General features: G+C 69.9%; 18 protein-coding genes. 10 read left to right on the top strand and 8 right to left on the bottom strand.

Going from position 1 to position 22,288, the window contains the following annotated elements; genetic code table 11:
• From ACRWK7_RS17550 to ACRWK7_RS17580, 7 genes are all read left to right on the top strand, one after another.
• On the top strand, positions 1-1,095 hold the full coding sequence (locus ACRWK7_RS17550; RefSeq protein ID WP_431857562.1) for a 4-oxalomesaconate tautomerase: 1,095 nt from the start codon (positions 1-3) through the stop codon (positions 1,093-1,095).
• Positions 1,092-1,982 (top strand): DUF1932 domain-containing protein, encoded by an 891-nt coding sequence (locus tag ACRWK7_RS17555; protein ID WP_431857563.1) that lies wholly within the window; start codon positions 1,092-1,094, stop codon positions 1,980-1,982. Before ACRWK7_RS17550 ends, ACRWK7_RS17555 begins: the two co-directional genes overlap by 4 nt.
• Positions 1,983-2,005: 23 nt before the next feature.
• Positions 2,006-3,181 carry an ABC transporter substrate-binding protein gene (locus ACRWK7_RS17560; protein WP_431857564.1) on the top strand — a complete coding sequence of 392 codons (1,176 nt, stop codon included), beginning with the start codon at positions 2,006-2,008 and terminating at the stop codon, positions 3,179-3,181.
• Positions 3,182-3,326: 145 nt separating this feature from the next.
• Positions 3,327-4,181, top strand: a complete 855-nt coding sequence (locus tag ACRWK7_RS17565; protein WP_431857565.1) for a branched-chain amino acid ABC transporter permease — start codon at positions 3,327-3,329, stop codon at positions 4,179-4,181.
• Positions 4,181-5,239: a branched-chain amino acid ABC transporter permease gene (locus ACRWK7_RS17570; RefSeq protein ID WP_431857566.1), complete on the top strand. Its 1,059-nt coding sequence runs from the start codon at positions 4,181-4,183 to the stop codon at positions 5,237-5,239. The genes ACRWK7_RS17565 and ACRWK7_RS17570 overlap by 1 nt, the downstream gene beginning before the upstream one ends.
• 3 nt (positions 5,240-5,242) lie before the next feature.
• A complete protein-coding gene (locus ACRWK7_RS17575; RefSeq protein WP_431857567.1) occupies positions 5,243-5,995 on the top strand; it encodes an ABC transporter ATP-binding protein in 753 nt (250 codons plus the stop codon).
• Positions 5,988-6,716 (top strand): ABC transporter ATP-binding protein, encoded by a 729-nt coding sequence (locus ACRWK7_RS17580; RefSeq protein WP_431857568.1) that lies wholly within the window; start codon positions 5,988-5,990, stop codon positions 6,714-6,716. The genes ACRWK7_RS17575 and ACRWK7_RS17580 overlap by 8 nt, the downstream gene beginning before the upstream one ends.
• Before the next feature lie 155 nt (positions 6,717-6,871).
• Here the strand turns inward: ACRWK7_RS17580 and ACRWK7_RS17585 are convergent, their stop codons facing one another.
• On the bottom strand, positions 6,872-8,227 hold the full coding sequence (locus tag ACRWK7_RS17585; protein ID WP_431857570.1) for a hypothetical protein: 1,356 nt from the start codon (positions 8,225-8,227) through the stop codon (positions 6,872-6,874).
• Positions 8,228-8,296: 69 nt separating this feature from the next.
• A complete protein-coding gene (locus tag ACRWK7_RS17590; RefSeq protein ID WP_431857571.1) occupies positions 8,297-8,734 on the bottom strand; it encodes an acyl-CoA thioesterase in 438 nt (145 codons plus the stop codon).
• A gap of 196 nt (positions 8,735-8,930) precedes the next feature.
• On the opposite strand from ACRWK7_RS17590, the gene ACRWK7_RS17595 reads away from it, so the two are divergent.
• Positions 8,931-11,003 carry an NAD(+) synthase gene (locus tag ACRWK7_RS17595; protein ID WP_431857572.1) on the top strand — a complete coding sequence of 691 codons (2,073 nt, stop codon included), beginning with the start codon at positions 8,931-8,933 and terminating at the stop codon, positions 11,001-11,003.
• An 8-nt stretch (positions 11,004-11,011) separates the two neighbouring features.
• Here ACRWK7_RS17595 and ACRWK7_RS17600 read toward each other — a convergent pair whose 3' ends face one another.
• Positions 11,012-12,736 (bottom strand): uracil-xanthine permease family protein, encoded by a 1,725-nt coding sequence (locus ACRWK7_RS17600; RefSeq protein ID WP_431857573.1) that lies wholly within the window; start codon positions 12,734-12,736, stop codon positions 11,012-11,014.
• A 174-nt stretch (positions 12,737-12,910) separates the two neighbouring features.
• On the opposite strand from ACRWK7_RS17600, the gene ACRWK7_RS17605 reads away from it, so the two are divergent.
• Positions 12,911-13,117: a DUF6494 family protein gene (locus ACRWK7_RS17605; RefSeq protein ID WP_431857574.1), complete on the top strand. Its 207-nt coding sequence runs from the start codon at positions 12,911-12,913 to the stop codon at positions 13,115-13,117.
• A gap of 63 nt (positions 13,118-13,180) precedes the next feature.
• Positions 13,181-13,606, top strand: coding sequence for a MerR family transcriptional regulator (locus ACRWK7_RS17610; protein WP_431857575.1), 426 nt, complete (start codon positions 13,181-13,183; stop codon positions 13,604-13,606).
• On the opposite strand, the gene purT is transcribed toward ACRWK7_RS17610, so the two are convergent.
• The 5 genes from purT to ACRWK7_RS17635 all read right to left on the bottom strand — a co-directional run.
• Positions 13,584-14,756 carry a formate-dependent phosphoribosylglycinamide formyltransferase gene (gene purT / locus ACRWK7_RS17615; protein ID WP_431857576.1) on the bottom strand — a complete coding sequence of 391 codons (1,173 nt, stop codon included), beginning with the start codon at positions 14,754-14,756 and terminating at the stop codon, positions 13,584-13,586. The two genes, ACRWK7_RS17610 and purT, sit on opposite strands and share 23 nt — an antisense overlap.
• Before the next feature lie 352 nt (positions 14,757-15,108).
• Positions 15,109-15,969 carry an urea carboxylase-associated family protein gene (locus ACRWK7_RS17620; RefSeq protein WP_431857577.1) on the bottom strand — a complete coding sequence of 287 codons (861 nt, stop codon included), beginning with the start codon at positions 15,967-15,969 and terminating at the stop codon, positions 15,109-15,111.
• Complete coding sequence (locus ACRWK7_RS17625; RefSeq protein ID WP_431857578.1) at positions 15,966-16,622, bottom strand: alpha/beta hydrolase; 657 nt, start codon at positions 16,620-16,622, stop codon at positions 15,966-15,968. Before ACRWK7_RS17625 ends, ACRWK7_RS17620 begins: the two co-directional genes overlap by 4 nt.
• A 62-nt stretch (positions 16,623-16,684) precedes the next feature.
• A complete protein-coding gene (locus ACRWK7_RS17630) occupies positions 16,685-18,751 on the bottom strand; it encodes a response regulator (protein WP_431857579.1) in 2,067 nt (688 codons plus the stop codon).
• Positions 18,748-22,288, bottom strand: a 3,541-nt coding sequence (locus tag ACRWK7_RS17635; RefSeq protein ID WP_431857580.1) for a response regulator, incomplete at its 5' end; no start/stop codon positions are given. The genes ACRWK7_RS17635 and ACRWK7_RS17630, both read right to left, overlap by 4 nt.

The following is a 22,288-nucleotide window of genomic DNA, read 5'->3' on the forward strand; positions in this document are numbered from 1 at the left end:
ATGCAGACGGCCATCCCCTGCGTCCTGATGCGCGGCGGCACCTCCAAGGGGCCGTACTTCCTGGCCAGCGATCTGCCGTCCGACGCGGAGCTGCGCGAGCGCGTGCTGCTGGCGGTGATGGGCTCGCCCGACCTGCGGCAGATCGACGGGCTGGGCGGCTCGCACCCGCTGACCAGCAAGGTCGCCATCGTCGGCCCGCCGACCCGGCCGGACGCCGACGTCGATTACCTGTTCGCCCAGGTGGTGGTGGACGAGCCGCGGGTGGACCTCGGTCAGAACTGCGGCAACATGCTGGCCGGCGTCGGCCCCTTCGCCATCGAGAAGGGGCTGGTGCCCGCCACCGGGAACCTGACGAAGGTCCGCATCCACATGGTCAACAGCGGCGACGTCGCGGTGGCCACCGTGCAGACGCCGGGCGGCGTCGTGCGCTACCACGGCGACGCCGCCATCGACGGCGTGCCGGGCACCGCGGCGCCGATCATCCTGGATTTCCTGGACGTGGCCGGCACCACCTGCGGCGCGCTGCTGCCGACCGGCAACGCCTGCGACCGCGTCGAGGGCGTGGACGTCACGCTGATCGACAACGGCATGCCGGTCGTGGTGCTGCGCGCCTCCGACCTCGGCGTCAGCGGCGCCGAGACGCCGGCCGACCTGGAGGGCAACGCCGAGCTCAAGGCCCGCGTCGAGGCGATCCGGCTGGCCGCCGGCCGGCTGATGAACCTCGGCGACGTGTCGAAGAAGACGATGCCGAAGATGTCGCTGGTCTCTCCGCCGATGGCCGGCGGCGTCATCAACACCCGCACCTTCATCCCGCACCGGGTGCACGAGGCGATCGGTGTGCTGGGCGCGGTCAGCGTCGCCACCGCCTGCGTCCTGCCCGGCTCGGTGGCCGCCCCGGTGGAGACGCTCTCCGGCGGCGGCGCCGTGCAGCGGCTCGACGTCGAGCACCCGACCGGCTTCTTCTCGGTCGAGATCGAACTGGATCCGGAGGCCGAGGGAGTGTCGGTCAAGCGCTCGGCCCTGCTGCGCACGGCGCGCAAGCTGATGGCCGGCGAGGTCTTCATTCCCGCCGCCGTCTGGGAGGGTAACCGATGAGCACGCTTCCCGCGCGCATCGCGCTGATCGGCTTCGGCGAGGTCGGCCGCATCTTCGCCCGCGACCTGCGGGCGCTCGGCGCGACCGACCTGCGCGCCTTCGACATCGCCTTCGCCAACCCGGACAGCGCGCAGCTGCGCAACGCCCGCGCCCAGGAGGTGGAGGTCTGCCCCGACGCCCCGGCTGCGGTGCGCGGTGCGGAGCTGGTGATCTGCGCGGTGACCGCCGGCTCGGCGCTCGACGCAGCGCGGTCGGTGCTGCCGGGGATCGAGCGGCAAGCCTTCTTCGTCGACGTCAACTCCGTCTCGCCGGGCGTCAAGCGCGAGGCGTCGGAAGCGGTCAACGCCGCCGGCGGCCGGTACGTCGAGGCCGCGGTGATGAGTTCTGTGCCGCCGAAGGGCCTGAAGACGCCGATGCTGCTCGGTGGCCGGCACGCCGCCGCCTTCGCGCCCGTGGCCGCAACGCTGGGGCTGGACTTCCAGGTCTATTCCGACCGGGAGGGCGCCGCGTCCTCGGTCAAGATGTGCCGCAGCGTCATGATCAAGGGCCTGGAGGCGCTGGTCATGGAGTGTCTGGTCAGCGCCCGCGCCTACGGCGTCGAGGACGACGTGCTGCGCTCGCTGAGCGACACCATGCCGAACACCAACTGGGAGGAGCTGGCCGGCTACATGATCCGCCGCTCGCTCCAGCACGGCCGCCGCCGCGCCGAGGAGATGCGCGAGGTCGCCAAGACCGTGGCCGACACCGGCTGCGAGCCGCTGATGAGCCTCGCCATCGCCGCCCGCCAGGATTGGGCCGCCGACACCGGCGCCAAGATGCCGAAGCCGGCGGACGCCGATCCCCTGGGCGGCGTCCTCGACGCCATCCGCCGCACGATGCCGACATAAGAAACCGAGGAGAGGAGGAAACCATGATCGCAAAGCGCACCTTCCTGCTGGGCGCCGCCGCCGCTGCGGCGCTGCTCGCCGCCGCCCCGCCGTCGTTCGCCCAGGACACCGTGAAGATCGGCCTGATCCTGCCGATGACCGGCCCGTTCGCCTCGACCGGCCGGCAGATCGAGGCCGCCGTGAAGCTCTATCAGGCGCAGAACGGCGCCACGGTGGCCGGCAAGAAGGTGGAGGTGATCGTCAAGGACGACACCGGCACCCCCGACCTGACCAAGCGTCTGGCGCAGGAACTGGTGGTCAACGACAAGGTGTCCTTCCTCGCCGGCTTCGGCCTGACGCCGCTGGCGCTCGCCGCCGCGCCGATCGCCACCCAGGCCAAGGTGCCGGAGGTCGTCATGGCCGCCGCCACCGCCACCATCACCGAGGCCTCGCCCTACGTGGTGCGCACCAGCATGACGCTGCCGCAGGTAACCACGCCGGTCGCCGACTGGGCCGCCAAGAACGGCATCAAGAAGGCGATGACCATGGTCGCCGACTACGGCCCGGGCATCGACGCCGAGAAGGCGTTCGTCGAGGCGCTGACCAAGCAGGGCGGCGCGGTGGACAGCCTGCGCGTGCCGCTGCGCAACCCGGACTTCGCGCCGTTCCTGCAGCGCGTCGCCGACGCCAAGCCGGACGCGCTGTTCGTCTTCGTGCCGTCGGGCATCGGCTCGATCTTCATGAAGCAGTTCGTCGAGCGCGGCCTGGACAAGTCCGGCGTCAAGCTGATCGGCACCGGCGACATGACCGACGACGACCTGCTGAACGACATGGGCGACGTGGCGCTGGGCGCGGTGACCTCCTTCCACTACTCGGCCGCGCATCCGTCGGCGGAGAACAAGGCGTTCGTCGACAGCTTCAAGAAGATGCACAGCATGCGGCCGAACTTCATGGCGGTCGCCGGCTATGACGGCATGCACCTGATCTACGAGGCGCTGAAGAAGACCAACGGCGCCACCGGCGGCGACGCGCTGGTCGCGGCGATGAAGGGCATGAGCTGGACCAGCCCGCGCGGCCCCATCTCCATCGACCCGCAGACCCGCGACATCATCCAGAACGTCTACATCCGCAAGGTCGAGCGCATGGACGGCGAACTCTACAACGTCGAGTTCGACACGGTCCCGAACGTCAAGGATCCGGTCAAGGCGGCCAAGAAGTAAGGGCCTTAAAGCCCCTCCCCCCTCGCGGGGGAGGGGTTTGGGGAGAGGGGGAAGAAACTTGGCCGCTTCGCGGCGCCACCCTCTCCCCAACCCCTCTCCCGTCAAGGGAGAGGGGCTTTGACAGCCCCGCGCACGGAGTTCCCCGATGCTGACCCTGCTGTTCGACGGCATCGCCTACGGCATGCTTCTGTTCATCCTCTCCTGCGGCCTGTCGGTGACGCTGGGGCTGATGAACTTCGTGAACCTCGCCCATGGCGCCTTCGCCATGGCCGGCGGCTACGCCACCATCGTGCTGATGAACGAGTTCGGCGTGCCCTTCGTGGCCACCCTGCCGCTGGCCTTCCTGTTCACCGCGCTGCTCGGCCTTGTGCTGGAGCGCACGCTGTACCGCCAGCTCTACGGCAAGAGCCACCTGGACCAGGTGCTGTTCTCCATCGGCCTGGTGTTCGTCGCCGTGGCGTCCGTGGACTACCTGATGGGTTCGCAGCAGCAGATCATCAAGCTGCCGGCGGCGCTGCAGGGGCGTGTGGAGATCCTGGGCGTCAACGTCGGCCTCTACCGCTCCTTCATCATCGCCATCTGCACGGTTCTGGTGGTGGTGCTGCAGCTCATCCTGTCGAAGACCCGCTTCGGCAGCCGGCTGCGCGCCGCGGTGGACGACCGGCGGGTGGCGCAGGGGCTGGGCATCAACGTCAACGTCATCTTCGCCGCCACCTTCGCGGTGGGCTCCGGCCTCGCCGGGCTGGGCGGCGCGCTGGGGGCGGAGATCCTGGGGCTCGACCCGGTGTTCCCGCTGAAGTTCATGATCTACTTCCTGATCGTCGTCACCGTCGGCGGCACGACAACCCTGACCGGGCCGTTCGTCGCCTCGCTTGTCCTCGGCGTCGCCGACGTCGCCGGCAAGTACTACGTGCCCGCCGCCGGTGCGTTCGTGATCTACACGCTGATGATCGTCTTCCTGCTCGTGCGCCCGCAGGGCCTTTTTGCGAGAGCGCGCTGATGACCGCCACCGAGGAGACCGCCATGACCATCGGTCTGGCCGCCGAGCCGGCGCCCGCCGGGCACCACCCGGCCCCCGCCACCGCCGCGCGCGTCGTCGCCGCGCTGAAGCGCCGCCGCCGCTGGCGCCCGCTGGAGGCGGTGTTCTGGGCCGCCACCCTGGCCTCCGTCCTGCTGCTGCCGTCCAAGCACCTGATCCTCAACGAGATCGCCATCCTCGGCCTGTTCGCGCTGTCGCTCGACCTGATCCTGGGCTTCGCCGGGGTGATCTCGCTGGGCCACGCCGCCTTCTTCGGCGTCGGCGCCTACTGCGCCGGGCTGCTCGCCACGCACGGGATCACCGAGCCGCTGGCCGGCCTCGTCGCCGCGGCGGCGCTGACCGCCGTGCTGGGCTGGGCGACCAGCTACCTCGTGCTGCGCGGCACCGACCTGACGCGGCTGATGGTGACCATGGGCATCGCGCTGATCCTGGGCGAGCTGGCCAACCAGATGGCGTGGCTAACCGGCGGCGCCGACGGGTTGCAGGGCATCATGATGGGGCCGGTGGCCGGCTGGTTCGAGTTCGATCTGTTCGGCACCACCGCCTACGCCTACAGCCTGAGCGTGCTGTTCGTGCTGTTCCTGGCGGCGCGGCGCATCACCAACTCGCCCTTCGGCCTGTCGCTGCTGTCGATCCGCGACAACCCGCTGCGCGCCGCCGCGGTCGGCGTGCCGGTCAACGGGCGGCTGGTCCAGGTCTACACCCTGTCGGCGGCCTACGCCGGCGTCGCCGGGGCGCTGCTGGCGCAGACCACGCAGTTCGTCTCGGTCGATGTGCTGGAGTTCCACCGCTCCGCCGACGTGATGCTGATCCTCATCATCGGCGGCACCGGCTATCTCTACGGCGGGCTGGTCGGCGCGGTGCTGTTCAAGCTCTTGCAGGACATGCTGGCCGGCTTCACGCCGCAGTACTGGCACTTCTGGATCGGCATCTTCCTGATCGCGCTGGTGCTGGTCGGGCGCGAGCGGATGGTCGGCGGCGTCGCCGCGGCCGTGCGCCGGCTGGCACGGAGGACCTGAGCCATGGCCGTCGCCCTGGAAACCCGCAACCTGCAGCGCGAGTTCGGCGCGCTGCGCGCCACCGACAACGTCTCGTTCCGCCTGGAGCGCGGCGCCCGCCACGCCCTGATCGGCCCGAACGGCGCCGGCAAGACCACCTTCATCAACCTGCTGACCGGCGTGCTGACGCCCACATCCGGCAGCATCTACCTGGACGGCGTCGACATCACCCGCACCAAGCGCGAGCAGCGCGTGCACAAGGGCCTCGCGCGCACCTTCCAGATCAACCAGCTGTTCGCCGCGCTGACGCCGCTGGAGACCATCGGGCTGGCGGTGTCGGAGCGCATGGGCGGCGGGCGCGACTGGTGGCGCCCGACCGGCACCAAGCGCGAGATCGTCGACGAGGTGGTGGAGATCGCCGAGCGCTTCCACCTCGTGGACGAGCTGGAGCTGAAGACCTCCACGCTGGCCTACGGCAAGCAGCGCCTGCTGGAGATCGCCGTGGCCTTCGCCTGCCGGCCGCGCGTGCTGCTGCTGGACGAGCCGGCGGCCGGCGTGCCCGAGGGCGACCGGCACGAGATCCTGGCGGCGGTGGCCTCGCTGCCGCGCGACGTCTCGGTGCTGCTGATCGAGCACGACATGGACCTGGTGTTCAGCTTCGCCGAGCGCATCTCGGTGCTGGTCAACGGCGCGCTGTTCAAGGAGGGCTCGGTGGACGAGATCGCCGCCGACCCGGAGGTGAAGGCGGTCTATCTGGGCGAGGGCGACGATGACTGACACGCTGGTTCTCGACCGCATCACCGCCGGCTACGGCGAGGCGGTGGTGGTCAACGGCGTCTCGCTGACGCTGAAGGCGGGCGAGGCGCTGGCCTTGCTCGGCCGCAACGGGGTGGGCAAGACGACGCTGCTCAACGCCATCGTCGGCACGACGCGCCGCTTCGGCGGCACGATCACCGTGGACGGCCGCGACGTGACGGGGCTGCGCCCCGACCAGCGCGCCCACGCCGGCATCGGCTGGGTGCCGCAGGAGCGCAACATCTTCAAGTCGCTGACGGTGGAGGAGAACCTCACCGCCGTGGCGCGGCCGGGGCCGTGGGACGTGAAGCGCGTCTACTCCATGTTCCCGCGCCTGCGCGAGCGGCGGAGCAACCTGGGCAACCAGCTCTCGGGCGGTGAGCAGCAGATGCTGGCGGTCGGCCGCGCGCTGGTGCTGAACCCCAGGGTGCTGCTGCTGGACGAGCCGACCGAGGGCTTGGCGCCGATCATCGTCGAGGAGTTGCTGCAGGCGCTGAACCGCATCTTCCGCGAGGACGCCATCGCCAGCATCGTGGTCGAACAGCACGCCCGCAAGATCCTGAAGGTGACCGACAAGGCGATCATCCTCGACCGCGGCGCCATCGTCTACGAGGGCACCAGCGCGGCGCTGCGCGAGGACGGCTCGGCGCTGGAGCAGCACCTGGGCGTCGGGCAGAAGACGGCGGCGCGGAAGGTGGGGTGAGCCGGCCAGCCCTCCCCTGCCTCCGGCGGGGGAGGGAGGGGACCCACGACGTGGGGAGGGTGGGGGCTACGGCGTAAGCGGCAGGCGGTGATTCTCGTGCACGCCGCTGCCCCCACCCAACCCTCCCCCAGCGGAGCTGGGGGAGGGCCGAAAGATCAGAACTGCGTTCCCCTCACGTTGCCGTGGGCGTTCGCCTCGTGCTTCTGCTCGGCCGACAGCATGGCCTCCAGGCGGGTGCGCATGGTCTGCACCACCGTGTCGTAGTCCGCCTTGCGGTTGTCCTTGAAGGCGTCCGCCGCCTTGCGCAGGATCGCGTCGAAGTTCGGCAGCGGCAGGATGCGCTTCAGCGAGTCCGGGAAGTCCTGCTTCAGCTGGCCATAGAAGCGCTCCATCATCTCGATGGAATTGAAGGATTCCAGGAACAGCTTGATCTTGCCGTCAGAGAAGTGCTCCAGGTTGTCCATGATGACCTGGAGCGCGTCAGCGTGCTTGCGCAGCAGGTCGATGTGGTTGGAGTGGTTGTTGAGCGCCGGCCAGGTATCGATGCCCTTGGCGTTCAGCATGTCGCTGAGGAAGGCGACCCAGTTGTCCCGCTCCTTGACGTCCTGGGCGTCCTCGCTGAACAGCTGCATCAGCAGCGGCTCGACCGCGCACAGATCCTCGAAGCAGTCGCCGGACGACATGGCGTCGCGCGGCAGCGAGTCCTTGGGGTTCTTGGCGCAGAACTCCTCCGCCCGCGCCTGGGCGGAGCGGACGACGTGGATCATCGCCGACAGCGTCTCCTTCGAGGCGTCGTTGACGAAGGCGATCTGCTTGGGCGTCTTCAGGTGGCGCAGCTGCCCGCCGATCAGCGAGGCCTTGCCGGGGATCTCCCGCGCCCGCTTGACGATGGCGATGTTCTCCGGCTGCGTGAACCTGTCGGCGAAGATGAAGACGGCCGCGCAGGGGTGGTCCTGCGCGAACGGAAAGGTCTTCGCCTGCGGCTCCTCGCGCTTGAGGATGCATTGCTCCAGGTAGCGCAGCAGCTTCTGCCGGTCGTCGTTGCTCAGCGTGTCGAGCAGCGGTTCGATCACCGACAACCGCACCACCCAGGACGGCACGCCGTACGCGGCGCTCTCGCCCAGCCAGCTCGGGTGCGGCTCGCACGCGGCGTCGCCGGGCACGCGCAGGCGGATGTCGAACAGGGTCTGCAGGCCGACGTAGCGGGTGTCCGGCTCCGCCGCCAGCGACCATTCCCTCGGCAGCTTGAGGAGAAGCTCGACCTCGTGCCGCTTGGCCTCGGTCAGCTGGTGCTTGGAATCGAGGTAGCTGAACAGCGCCGCGACGATCTGCTCGCGGATGCCGTGGCGCAGCTTGTCGTAGTCGATGGGCAGGTCGCCCTGCCCCCCCGGCTGCTCGCGCACCTCCTCCATGAGGAAGCCGAGGCTCTTCTCCAGCAGGCTGGGCTTCTTGGTCTTCTTCGGGGCTGCCGCGGAGGGCGCGGCGCGCGGGAACAGAAGGCCTTCGGACATGGGGTCTCTCGGACGCGCGACCGGAAAAAGCGAACGGCGGTGCGCCCAGGATACCCGTACGCGTCATATTCAGGAAGGAGTATTCAGCAGCGGCGCGAGCACGGCGCGCATGGCGTCCGGCACGCGCACCGGCCGGCGGGTTTCGCGGTCCACGTAGACGTGGATGAAGTGGCCGCTGGCCGCCGCCTCGGGATCGTCGTTGCGGAACAGCCCGACCTCGTAGCGCACGCTGCTGTTGCCAAGCTTCGCCACGCGCAAGCCCGCCTCCACCCGGTCGGGGAAGGTGATCGGCGCGAAATAGCGGCAGCCGGTCTCCACCACCAGGCCGATGACCGGGCTGGACTCGATGACCAGCGCGCCCGTCTCGATCAGGTACTGGTTCACCACCGTGTCGAAATAGCTGTAGTAGACGACGTTGTTGACGTGGCCATAGACGTCATTGTCCATCCAGCGCGTCGGGATGGTCTGGAAATGCCGGTAGCCATTCCGGGGCTCGGTCTCCGCCACGCCTGTCCTCCTTTTCCGTCGTTCACGCTCAGGGCCGCCCGTCTCAGGTCGGAGGCGCTGGGGATGAGATAGGTTTCCGTTGCCAAGTTGGCGATAGCGGTGACGGCGCAGCGCACGCGTGATGTCGGGCGGGACGTGCGGCGGGCCTCGCCGGTTGCTATCGTGATGGACTCGCACGGCATCCGGAGACGTGGGGATGAGCGCCAAGGGCAAGGATCGGGGCCAGGACTTCCGGTCGATCTACCGGCACGGCATGGCGCGGGTCGCCACCTGCACCACCACCTGCACGCTGGCCGACCCGATGGCCAACGCGCAGGCCGTGCTGGACAGCGCGCGGCAATGCCACGACCAGGCGGTGGCGGTGGCTCTGTACCCGGAGCTGGCGCTGTCCGGCTACGCCATCGACGACCTGTTCCTGCAGGACTGCCTGCTCGACGCGGTGGAGGCCGCCGTGGCGCGGCTGGTCGAGGACTCGCGCACCCTGATGCCGCTGATCCTGGTCGGCGCTCCGCTGCGCCACATGGGGCGCATCTACAACACAGCGGTGGCGGTGCACCGCGGCCGGCTGCTGGGCGTCGTACCCAAGGTGCACCTGCCCAACTACCGCGAGTTCTACGAGCGCCGCCACTTCGCCTCCGGTGCCGGGACGGAGGGGGCGAGCGTCACCGTCGCCGGCCACGAGGCGCCGTTCGGCCCCGACCTGCTGTTCACCGCCGAGGACCTGGACGGGCTGACGGTCCACGCCGAGATCTGCGAGGACCTCTGGGTCGCCGTGCCGCCGAGCGCCGAGGCGGCGCTGGCCGGCGCGACGGTGCTGGCCAACCTGTCGGCCAGCAACATCACCATCGGCAAGGCGGAAACCCGCCGCCTGCTGTGCAAGTCGCAGTCGGCGCGCTGCCTCGCCGCCTACCTGTACTCCTCGGCCGGGGCGGGCGAGTCGACCACCGACCTCGCCTGGGACGGCCAGACCTCGATCTTCGAGAACGGCGAGACGCTGGCCGAGACCGGCCGCTTCCCGCAGGGCCCGCAGATGGCGGTCGCCGACGTCGATCTCGACCTGCTGCGCCAGGAGCGGCAGCGCATGGGCAGCTTCGACGACAACCGCCGCGTCCACGGCGCCGTGACCGGCGGCTTTCGGCGGATCGCGTTCCGCGTCGATCCGCCGTCCGGCGACGTCGGCCTGCGGCGCGCCGTGGCGCGCTTCCCCTTCGTGCCGGCGGTGCGCGAGCGGCTGGAGCTGGACTGCTACGAGGCCTACAACATCCAGGTCGCTGGGCTGGTGCAGCGGCTGCGCGCCACCGGCATCGGGCGGGTGGTGATCGGCGTGTCGGGCGGGCTGGATTCCACGCACGCGCTGATCGTCGCCGCGCGCGCCTTCGACCTGCTGGAGCGGCCGCGCACCGACATTCTGGCCTACACGCTGCCGGGCTTCGGCACCAGCGACAAGACCAAGGGGAACGCGCTGCGGCTGATGCGGGCGCTCGGCGTGTCGCACCACGAGCTGGACATCCGGCCGGCCGCCAACCAGATGCTGAAGGACCTCGACCACCCCTTCGCCCGCGGCGAGCCGGTCTACGACGTGACGTTCGAGAACGTGCAGGCAGGGCTGCGCACCGACTACCTGTTCCGCCTCGCCAACCACCACGACGGCATCGTGATCGGCACCGGCGACCTGTCGGAACTGGCGCTCGGCTGGTGCACCTACGGCGTCGGCGACCAGATGGCGCACTACAACGTCAACGCCGGGGTGCCGAAGACGCTGATCCAGCACCTGATCCGCTGGGTGATCGGCGCCCGCCTGTTCAGCACGGACGCGCTCGACACCCTGGACGCCATCCTGAAGACCGAGATCTCGCCCGAGCTGGTCCCCGCCGACAGCGAGAAGGCGATGCAGAGTTCGGAATCGGTGGTCGGGCCGTACGACCTGCAGGACTTCACGCTGTTCTACACGCTACGCTACGGCTTCCGGCCGTCGAAGATCGCCTTCCTGGCGCTGCACGCCTGGGGCGACGCGGCGCGCGGCGACTGGCCGGCCGGGTACCCGGAGGAGAAGCGGCGGGCCTTCACGCTGGCGGAGATCCGCGGCTGGATGCGGGTGTTCATCCGACGCTTCTTCGGCTTCAGCCAGTTCAAGCGCTCGGCCATGCCGAACGGGCCGAAGGTGACGGCCGGCGGCTCGCTGTCGCCGCGCGGCGACTGGCGCGCGCCCTCGGACGGCAACGCCCGCATCTGGCTGGCGGAGCTGGAGCGCGCGGTGCCGGAGGAGTAGGCCGGGGGTCAGGCCTGGAACAGCAGGGTGATGGCGTTGCGCTCCCCGCGCCGTTCGGAGCGCACGCTGTCGGCGACGCGGCGGATCATGAACTTGGCGAGGTGACGCTCGCCGTCCTCGCTCTCGAAGATCTCCTCCTCGGACAGCTGGATGTCGTCGAGCGCGAGGTGCTCGCCCTCGTACTCGACGGTCACCGCAAAGCTGAACTCGTCGAACCGGGTGTTGACGGCGATCGTGCGGGCGCCGTCGGGTTGCGGCTGCACCATGCCGCGGGCGACCAGCATCTCGATGACCTCGTGCGTGCCGAAGCGGGCGCGGTAGACCACCTCCGGCCCGGCGCCCCACAGCTGGCCCTGCGCCGTCATGAACGCGTCCAGCCGGTCGTGGTCGAGCACCGCCCCGTCGATGGTGAAGCGGCTGCGCTTGTGGATCCCGATGCGGAACAGCGCATTCAGCAGGATCGCCAGGCTGACCGACACCGTCATCGGCGACCCGACCCAGGGCTCCAGCCACGACGGCGCGTCGCGGAAATACTCTGGATCGAACAGCCGGGCCAGCCCGAAGGTCAGCGAGATGCCCAGCATGAACACCTTGCGCGGGTCGAGCAGGCGCGACGCCATCACCTGCATGCCGTTGACCACCAGGAAGCAGCCGCTGAACAGCAGCGCCGCGCCGATGACCGGGTCGGGCATGATCAGGAGCGCCATGGACAGCTTCGGCGACAGCGACAGCAGGACCAGCAGCGCCGCGATGCCGAAGCCGATCACCCGGCAGGTCGCCCCGGTCGCCACCGACAGCCCGACCGCGCCGGAGGTGGAGGACTGCCCCACCCCGCCGATCAGCCCGGCCACCAGGTTGGCCAGCCCGTCGGCCAGCAGGCCGCGGCCGATGTTGGCGATGTCCGGCCGCTTCCACTCCGCGTCGTTGGCCTTCTGCGCCGCCGTCACCGCGCCCACCGTGTTCAGCGACATGGCGAGCCCGGCGATGAGGAACGGGATCAGCAGCCCGGCGTCGAAGGCGAGGCCGAAGGAGCCCAGGCGCGGCAGCGCGAACAGCGGCGCCGCCTCCAGGCTGGCCAGCGCGGTGCGCGGGAACTGCCCCAGCGGAAGCGACGCGGCGTAGCCGATCCCGATGCCGATCAGCGGGCAGAACAGCCGCAGCCGCGACCCGCCCCACACGCTGATGCCGACGATGGTCGCCAGCGTCAGGACGGCGACGGCGAGGTGCGGCCCGCGCAGCTCCGCCGCGACCTGCACGCCGAGAAAGCTGCGTTCCGCCAGCACCATCACCGAGATGCCGACGATGAAGACGACGAAGCCGGCGATCTCCGCCGGGAACAGCGGGCGAAGGCGGCGGATCGTCTGCGACAGCGCGATGACGGTCAGCGCCGTCACCATGCTCATGCCGAACGCCAGCGCCAAGCCGCCCTTGGCGATGGCGAGACCGACCGGCGGCAGCAGGATGGTCGTCGTCGTCGTCGGCACCAGGAAGCCGGAGCCGATCCCGCGCCGCCCGAGCACCTGGAGGACGGCGCCGATCCCACCGGCGATCATGGTGAGGCTGACCAGCCGGCCGCCCGCCTCTGCGTCCAGTCCGGCCATGCGGGCGACGGTCACCGCGATCACCAGATAGATGGCGATCAGCGCCAGATGCTGGAGCGACAGCAGGAGGATCACCGGAACCGGCGGGACGTCGCCGACTCCGTAAATCAGTTCGGTGGGCCGTTTCACCATGTCCAGGGATCGACGTTGCGGACGGGCGGGCGCACGGGACGGCACCCGATCGCACTGTCGCAGATCGTTCGCGTTCGCAAAACCAACCGTTCCAGACTATGCCGGATGGCGGCGTCCACGGAACCCCGGAGGCCCGCCGGGGGTTTTCATCCCGGCAACGGTGGGGGTTTTCCGATGAACGACGACACCTTCAACATGGACGTGCGCAAGTTCCTCAAAGTGGTCGGCGTGACGTCGCAGCGCGAGATCGAGCGTGCCGTCGGCGAGGCGCTGGCCGCCGGCCGGCTGAAGGGGAACGAGAGGCTGCAGGCCCGCGTGGTGCTGACCGTCGACGGCCTGGATCTGTCGCACGAGGTGAAGGGCGAGATCGCGCTGGAGTGACGGCGCCCCGCCTTGACGGTCCGACCGATGCACGCCATGGTGCGTGCGGGCCGGAGGTGTGTTTTGTCCGACAGGAACAAGCTGTACAGCGTTTCCGAACTGGCCAAGGAGTTCTCCTTGACGGCGCAGGCGCTGCGCTTCTACGAGGAGAAGGGACTGCTCACCCCGCAGCGCGCCGGCACGGCGCGCGTCTTCGACTACCGGGATCGGGCGCGCCTACTACTTATCATGAAGTTCCGCCGGCTGGGATTTTCCCTGGAAGAGATCCGGGAATACTTGGCGCACTACCGCCCGACGGAACCCAACGCGGAGCAGTACCGCGACGGCCTGGCGAAGATCCGCCGCCGCATCGACGCGCTGGAACAGATGCGTGTCGAGGTGGATGAGGCCCTGGCCGAGCTGCGCGCCATGGAGGAGGACGCCAAGGGCCGCCTCGAGGCTTGCGAGCGCGGCACGCCCGACGGGTTCACTCCGAATAGCGGATCGTAATCGCCGCCGCGGCCTTGAGGGCGCGCTCCCGCGCCTCGTCGAGCGTCGCCCCGGACGCCAGCGCCACGCCCATGCGGCGGTTCTTGCGCGTGGTCGGCTTGCCGAACAGCCGCACGTCGACGTCATGGTCGGGCGTGCCGTGCGCCAGCGCCTCCGCCAGTCCCTCGATGGCGAAGCGATCCGCCTCCCGGTCAGCGAGGATCACCGCCGACGCGGACGGGCCGTGCACGTGGATGCGCGGAATCGGCAGGCCCAGGATGGCGCGGGCGTGCAGGTCGAACTCCGACAGGTTCTGCGACAGCAGGGTCACCATGCCGGTGTCGTGCGGGCGCGGCGACAGCTCGGAGAAGACCACCTCGTCCTTCGTCACGAAGAACTCGACGCCGAAGATGCCGTAGCCGCCCAGGTTGTCCACCACCTTGGCCGCCATCGCCTTGGCGTCGTCCAGCAGCGGCTGCGGCATGGCGACCGGCTGCCAGGATTCCTGATAGTCGCCGCGCTCCTGCCGGTGTCCGATGGGCTCGCAGAACAGCACGCCGTCGCGGGTGCGGATGGTCAGCAGAGTGATCTCGTACTCGAAGGCAACGAATTCCTCGACGATGACCTTGCGCCGGTCGCCGCGCATGTTGGCGACGGCGTACTCCCAGGCGGCTTGCAGCTCGTCCGCCGTGCGCACGGTGCTCTGGCCCTTGCCCGACGACGACATCACCGGCTTGATGACGCAGGGCAGGCCGGTGTGCTCGGCCCCCGCGCGGACCTCGTCGAGGCTCTCGGCGTAGCGGTAGCGCGAGGTGCGCAGGCCAAGCTCGGTGGCGGCGACCTCGCGGATGCGGTCGCGGTTCATGGTCATCGTCGCGGCGCGGGCGGAGGGGACGACCGTCACCCCGGCGTCCTCGAAGTCGTGCAGCACCTCGGTGCGGATCGCCTCGATCTCCGGGACGATGAAGTCCGGCGCGTGCTTCGTGATGGCGGCGCGCAGGGCCGCTTCGTCGAGCATGGAGAACACCTCGCACGCGTCCGCCACCTGCATGGCCGGGGCGTTGGCGTAGCTGTCGCAGGCGACGACCTCGCAGCCCAGGCGCTTGGCCGCGATCACGAACTCCTTGCCGAGTTCTCCGGAGCCGAGAAGAAGGATCTTGGCGGTGGACATGCGCGGGCTCCTGCGGCAGGCGGTGAGGCCGGCAGCATCGTCGCACGCCGCCCGTTTGGCAACCCCCGCCCACGGCAAAGCGGTACCGAAAAAAGGGGCGTGCCACGCCGGCACGCCCGCCAGTGTTTTGGAGACCCGTGGACACGACCGGCAAAGCCCCATGCGCAGGACCGTCGTCCGACCGCTGCCTCCCAAACAGGCACGGCGCTGCGCGGGAATGCCGGAACGAACGCCATATCCCTTCGGGCACAGCACGACGCCCTCCAGCGCGTGCCGACTCGTTCCCGTACCGGCGCGTGCGCGATACCGCGAAAGACAAGGATCAGGGAAGGGGCCGGCGTGGGGTCCCGCCTCAGCAGCCGTGGCCGCCGCCGTAGCCGTTGCGCGGCGGCGACGTCCAGCCGCGCGGCGGTGCCTTGGGGCGGTAGACCTCGACCAGCAGGGGATGGCAGGCCGCGGCGTCGCTCGAATGCTCGGCGCTGCAATCGCCGCCCGGGCAGGCGGAGAGCGCGCCCAGCAGGTCGATCTCGGCGAAGAACTCCAGGAAGTCGCCGGGCCGCACCGGGCTGGCCTTCATGAAGTATTGCCCGGTGTCACGGGTGAAGCCGGTGCACATGAAGACGTTCAGCACGTCGTGCACGACCGGCTCCACCTCCGCGCACGCACGCCCCACCTGGCCGGCAAGCGCCCGCGTCAGGTTCGAGTGGCAGCAGTGATGATAGTCCCCACCCGCCAGCAGCCGGTGCGTGTAGGGATCGCAACGCGTCCCGATCACGTCGTGGACCGAGCCACCCCATTCGTCGAAACCGTACCAGTCCAGCGTGTCCTGGGTGATCGTCGCCATCGGCCGCAGGTGCGGCAGCGACGACCACAGCCGGTCGCCGGTGGACAGGTGCGTGCCGTGCAGCGCCCGCGTCTTGCCGGAGAAGAAGCGCTCGGTCAGGTCGTCGGCCGCCCAGAGGTTGAGATCGCCGACCTGCGGCCCCTCGACGCTGACAATGCGGAAGAATCCGCCCGCCGGAACCTCGAAGCAGCGCGCCTCGCGCGGCGGCACGACGACCTCCGCCACCGTCTCCCAGCCGTCGCGCGCCGCACGGTAGGCCGCGAGGTCCGGCGGCGCGAGGGTGTCCACCGGATAGCAGATCACCGGCCGGACGGCGCGGCGCTGTTCCGCGTCCGCAGGGGCCTGATGCTCGGGGTGATCGAGCTTCATGGGGCGCTCCCGAGGGTGGCCTTGAGGAAGGCGAGGCCGGCCTGCGCGCCGGCCGGCGTGATGGTGTGGTCGATGCCCGGCTCGATCCGCACGTCGACGCTGAAGCCGGCGCCGCGCAGCGCCACGGCGGCCTGCTCGGTCTCGCGCACCGGGATGACCGGGTCGGCGGCGCCGTGCACCAGCAGCAGCGGCGTCGTGGTGGCGACGCCCGGCGCCGGCGGGCGGGACAGCCGCCCGGCATAGGCGACCACCGCCGCCGGCCGCCAGCGCCCGGTGGCGACCGCGTCCAGCGACATGATCGACCCCTGCGAGAAGCCGACGAGGATCAGCGCCTCCGGCACGACGCCGGCCCAGGCCAGCTCCTCCGCCAGCACGCGGTCGAAAGCCGGCGCCGCCGCGGCGACACGTTGCGGCCGGTTCGCCTCGGTGACGCCGGTGACGCTGAACCACTGCCGGCCGAAGGGTGCCTGGTCGAACGGCTCCGGCGCGTCCGGGAAGCTCATGGCGGCGTCGGGGAGCGCGGCGCGCCAGAGGTCGGCCAGCGGCTCCAGGTCGTCGCCGCGGGCGCCGACGCCGTGCAGGAACATCACGAGGCGCTTCGCGGCTCCGCCGCCAGCCGGCGGCAAGCGGTGCGACGGTGCGGACCGGTTCATGCTCTTTCTCCCCTCAACTGACCTTGGCATACGGCATGCGGGCGCGCCCGTCGAGCGGTTCGTCAGCCGGCCGCGGCCGGTGCCAGGGTGCGCCGCACCGCCTCGGCCAGCTCGTGCCGGCGGTAGGGCTTGCGCAGGATGGCGGACCCGGCGGCACCGTCGCCGTCGATGCCGTGCGCGAAGCCGGTGGTGTAGAGCACCTTGAGGGCGGGCCGCCGCTCCAGGCCGGCACGGGCGAGTTCGAAGCCGTTGACGCCGCCCGGCATGACGATGTCGGTGAACAGCAGATCCACCGCCTTCCCTTCGTCGAGGATGTCCAGGGCCTGCCGTGGCGAGGACACCTCGACCACCGTGTAGCCGAGCTCCTGCAGGGTGAACGCGGCGACGCCGCGGACGTCCTCCTCGTCGTCCACCACCAGCACCACCTCGCCGCCGCCACGGGGCAAGCCCTCCGCCGCCGCCGTGGAGCCGTTGGCGGCCAGCGCGTCGGCGCGCGGCAGGTAGAGGTGGAAGGACGTGCCCTCGCCGACCGTGCTCTCCACCCGGATGGCGCCGCCGGACTGCTTGATGAAGCCGTGGATCATGCTGAGCCCGAGGCCGGTGCCCTTGCCCACGTCCTTGGTGGTGAAGAACGGCTCGAAGGCGCGTTCCAGCACCTCGGCGGGCATGCCGCAGCCGGTGTCCGACACGCACAGCATCACGCTGTCGCCGGACAGCTCCGGCAGGCCGGAGGTCCCGGCCGGCACATTGGCGATGCGCAGGGTCAGCCGGCCGCCGCCTTCCATGGCGTCGCGGGCGTTGATCACCAGGTTCAGCAGCGCCGATTCCGCCTGGCTGCGGTCGACGATGGCCGGCCACGCGCCGTCCGCCGGCTCGATCACCAGCTCGACGCCGCTGCCCAGCGTGCGCCCCATGAACTCGCCCATGCCGCGCACCAGCGCGTTGAGGTCGACCGGTTCCGGATGCAGCTGCTGGCGCCGCGCGAAGGACAGCAGGCGGCGCGTCAGGTCGGAGCAGCGCAGCGAGGCCTGGAGCGCCATGTCGAGGCGGCGTTGCGCCTTCTCGTCGTCCGGCACCATGCCCGACAGCCGCTCCAGACTGCCGATGACGACCATCAGCATGTTGTTGAAGTCGTGCGCGATGCCGCCGGTCAGCTGGCCGACGGTCTCCATCCGTTGCGCGTGGGCGAGCTGGGTCTGCAGTTCCCTCGTCTCGGTAACGTCGAGGATGGTGCCGCTGCGCTCGCTGGCCATGCCGCGGGCGTCGCGCAGCAGCACGGCGTGGTCGAGCAGCACGCGCCAGCCGCCGTCGGCGCCCTGCCAGCGGTACTCGATCATCGCCGCGTCGCCGTCCGCGCCGGAAGCCCGCTGCGCCAGCACACGCTCACGGTCGTCAGGGTGCAGGCGGGATTCCCAGAAGCCCGGATCGTTCAGGAAGCGCTCGGCCGGGAAGCCGAGCACGGTGGCGGCGTTGGCGCTCAGGTAACGGAAGGAGACGCCGTCGGCGGCGGCCGTGTACAGCACGATGGGCAGCGACCGCACGATCAGCCCCTGCCGCTCCTCGGACCGGCGCAGCGCCTGTTCGGCCTGCAGCTTCTCGGTGTGGACGCGCAGGTTCTCGGCCAGCAGGCGCTGCTTCTGCTCGGCCTGCCGCTTCACCTCCAGCGTCTTGCGCTGCAAATCGATGAACACCGACACCTTGCTGCGCAGAATCGTCGGCTCGACCGGCTTGAACATGTAGTCCACCGCGCCCGCCTCGTAGCCGCGGAAGATGTGCATCTCGTCCTTGTTGATGGCGGTCAGGAAGATGATGGGCACGTGACGGGAGCGCTCGCGCCGGCGGATCAGCTCGGCGGTCTCGTAGCCGTCCATCTCCGGCATGTGGACGTCCAGCAGGATCGCTGCGAAGTCCTGGTCGAGCACCCGCCGCAGCGCCTCGGCGCCGGAGCGCGCCAGCACCACCTCGGCGTCGAGGTCCGCCAGAACCTGCTGCATGGCCAGCAGGTTGCGGGGGTCGTCGTCCACCACCAGGATGCTGACCGGGATCGGCGGCGCGTCGCCCGGATCCCGCAACGTGGGAAGGGGGAGCATCGTCCAGCCCTTGTCGGAAGGGGTGTCGGGTGGCGTCATGCGCTCCTCTCGGGCAGCACCACGCCGGCGGCCGTCCAGATGCGCAGCAGCGACAACAGGTGGTCGATGTCCACCGGCTTGGGCACGTAGTCGGTCGCCCCCGCCTCGATGCACTTCTCGCGGTCGCCCTTCATCGCCTTCGCCGTCACGGCGACGATCGGCACCCCCGCCAGTTCCGGCATCGAGCGGATCACCCGCATCGTCTGGTAGCCGTCCATCTCCGGCATCATGATGTCCACCAGCACCACGTCCACCTCCGGGTGGCGGGAGAGCTTCTCGATGCCCTCGCGCCCCGATTCCGCGTGAAGGACCGTCATATCGTGCGCCTCAAGCACGCTCGCCAGCGAGAAGATGTTGCGGACGTCGTCGTCGATGATGAGGACGTTCCGCCCGGCCAGCGACGGGTCGCGCTGCCGACGGTCGAGGACGGCGCTGCGCTCCCCCTCCGGCAGGCGGTCGACCGGGCGGTGCAGGAACAGCGCCGCCGTGTCCACCACGGCATCCAGCGTGCGGACCGGCTTCAGAACGGCGGTGTCCGCCAGCCGGCGCAGCCGCGCCTCGTCCGCCGGGTCCAGGCCGTTCGGCACGTAGGCGATCACCGGGACGTCCGCCGTCGCGTCGCGCCCGCGCAACGCCTCCAGCAGCTCGAAATCGGCGGGCTGCGGCAGGGAGAGGTCGATCACCACGCAGTCCACCGGTCCCGTCCCCAGCGCCGCCACGGCCTGTTCGGCCGAGGTTGCGGCGGTCACAGCGATGTCGGCCCCGCCGATCGCAGCGGAGAGCGGCCCGCCCTCGCCCTCGACGACCAGCAGCGACCGGGACGGCCGTGCCGCGTAGTCCTTGATGTGGCCCAGCGCGGCGAACACCGCCTCGCGGTCCACCGGCTTCTCGTCGTAGCCGAAGGCGCCCATCGCCAGCCCGCGGTGCCGCTCATCCTTGGCGGAGATCACGTGCACCGGGATGTGGCGGGTCAGCGGGTCATGCTTCAGCAGGTCGAGCAGCGCCCAGCCGTCCATGTCCGGCAGGCCGATGTCCAGCAGGATCGCCTCCGGCCGGTGCTTGCGCACCAGCGGCACCGCCTGCCCGCCGGTGTTGGCGACCACCACCTTGAACCCGGCCTCGCGCGCCAGGGCGATCAGGATGGAGGAGAACTTGGCGTCGTCCTCGATCACCAGCACGACCGGGTCGCCGGCGCGGATGCGCTCGCGGTCGTCGGTGGCCGGGTGGATCTGCAGCAGCGCCAGCCCCTCCTCCGACCCGGCGGCGACGATCGGGCGGGTCGGCGCGTCGGCCCGCTTCGTCCCCTGCGTGTGGGTGGCGAGGTCGAAGTTCAGTGGCATGTAGAAGGTGAAGGTGCTGCCCTGCCCGACGGTGCTGGATACCCGGATCTCGCCGCCCAGCAGCCGCGCGATCTCCCGGCTGATCGACAGACCGAGGCCGGTGCCGCCGTACTTGCGGCTGGTGGTGCCGTCGGCCTGCTGGAACGCCTCGAAGATGGTGCGCTGCTTGTCCTCGGGGATGCCGATGCCGGTGTCGGCGACGCTGAAGGCCAGCACAGCGGGCGCCGCGTTGAGCACCGGGTGCCCGCTGCTCCAGCCGTGCCCCGCCACCGCGACGCGGAAGATCACCCCGCCGGCCTCGGTGAACTTGAAGGCGTTGGAAAGCAGGTTGTTCAGCACCTGCTCCAGCCGCTTCTCGTCGGTCTGGATGGTGGCGGGCAGCGTCGGATCGACGTCGATGGTGAAGTCCAGGGCCTTTTCCTGCGCCACTTGGGCGAAGGTGCGCTCGACGTGCATGCGCAGGTCGCCCAGCACCACCTCGCCGATCTCCAGCGTCACCGTGCCGGACTCGATCTTCGACAGATCGAGGATGTCGTTGATCAGGCCCAGCAGGTCGGTGCCGGCGGCGTGGATGGTGCGGGCGAACTCCACCTGCTTGTCGCTGAGGTTGGTCTCGGGGTTGTCGGCCAGGAGGCGCGACAGGATCAGCAGGCTGTTCAAGGGGGTGCGCAGCTCGTGGCTCATGTTGGCCAGGAACTCGCTCTTGTACTTGGAGGTCAGCGACAGCTGCTCCGCCTTCTCCTCGAGCGCCGCCTTGGCGAGCACCACCTCGCGGTTCTTGCGCTCGACCTCGACGTTCTGGCGCTCCAGCTGCTGCGCCTTCTCCTCCAGCGCCTCGTTGGTCTGGCGCAGCTTCTCCTGCTGGGACTTCAGCAGCTCCTCCGACTGGCGGAGCGAGGCGGCCTGCTGCTCCAGGCGCTCGTTGGTGGTCTTCAGCTCCTGCTGCTGGCTCTGCAGCTCGGTGGTCAGGCGCTGCGACTGCTTCAGCAGCCCTTCCGTGCGCATGTTGGCGGCGATGGTGTTGAGCACGATGCCGATGCTCTCGGTCAGCTGCTCCAGGAAGGACTGGTGCGTCTCGCTGAAGCGGCCGAAGGAGGCCAGTTCGATGACGGCGTTGACCTCGTCCTCGAAGATCACCGGCAGCACGATGATGCTGAGCGGCGGCGCCTCGCCCAGGCCGGAACTGACGGCGACGTAGTCCTTCGGCACGTTGGTCAGCAGGATGCGCTTCTTCTCGTAGGCGCACTGCCCCACCAGCCCCTGCTTCAGCGCGAAGCGGTTGCCGAGGTTCTTGCGCTCCTTCAGCGCGTAGCTGGCGACCAGCTCCAGGACCGTCTCGTCCTCCTCGCGTGCGGCGACGTAGAAGGTGCCGTGCTGGGCGTTCACCAGGGGCGCGATCTCCGACAGGATCATGTTGGAGACGGTGACCAGATCGCGCTCACCCTGCAGCATGCGGGTGAACTTGGCGAGGTTGGTCTTCAGCCAATCCTGCTCCGCGTTCTTCAGCGTCGTGTCGCGGAGGTTGCGGATCATCTCGTTGATGTTGTCCTTCAGCGCCGCGACCTCACCCATGGCGCCGACGGTGATGGAGCGCGTCAGGTCGCCCTTGGTCACGGCCGTGGCGACCTCGGCGATGGCGCGCACCTGGGTGGTCAGGTTCGCGGCGAGCTGGTTGACGTTCTCCGTCAAGTCCTTCCACAGGCCGGCGGCGCCGGGCACGCGGGCCTGACCGCCGAGCTTGCCCTCGATGCCCACCTCGCGGGCGACGTTGGTCACCTGATCGGCGAAGGTCGCCAGCGTTTCGATCATGCCGTTGATGGTGTTGGCGAGCGCCGCGATCTCGCCCTTGGCGTCGACGGCCAGCTTGCGCTGCAAGTCGCCGTTCGCGACGGCGGTGACCACCTCGGCGATGCCGCGCACCTGATTGGTCAGGTTGTTCGCCATCATGTTGACGTTGTCGGTCAGGTCCTTCCAAGTGCCGGCAACACCCTTCACCTGCGCCTGTCCGCCAAGCTTGCCTTCGGAACCGACCTCGCGGGCGACGCGCGTCACCTCGGATGCGAAGCTGTTCAGCTGGTCCACCATGGTGTTGATGGTGTCCTTCAGCTCCAGGATCTCGCCGCGCACATCGACCGTGATCTTCTTCGACAGGTCGCCGCGGGCGACGGCGGTGGTCACCTCGGCGATGTTGCGCACC

Source organism: Azospirillum sp., from assembly GCF_050789165.1.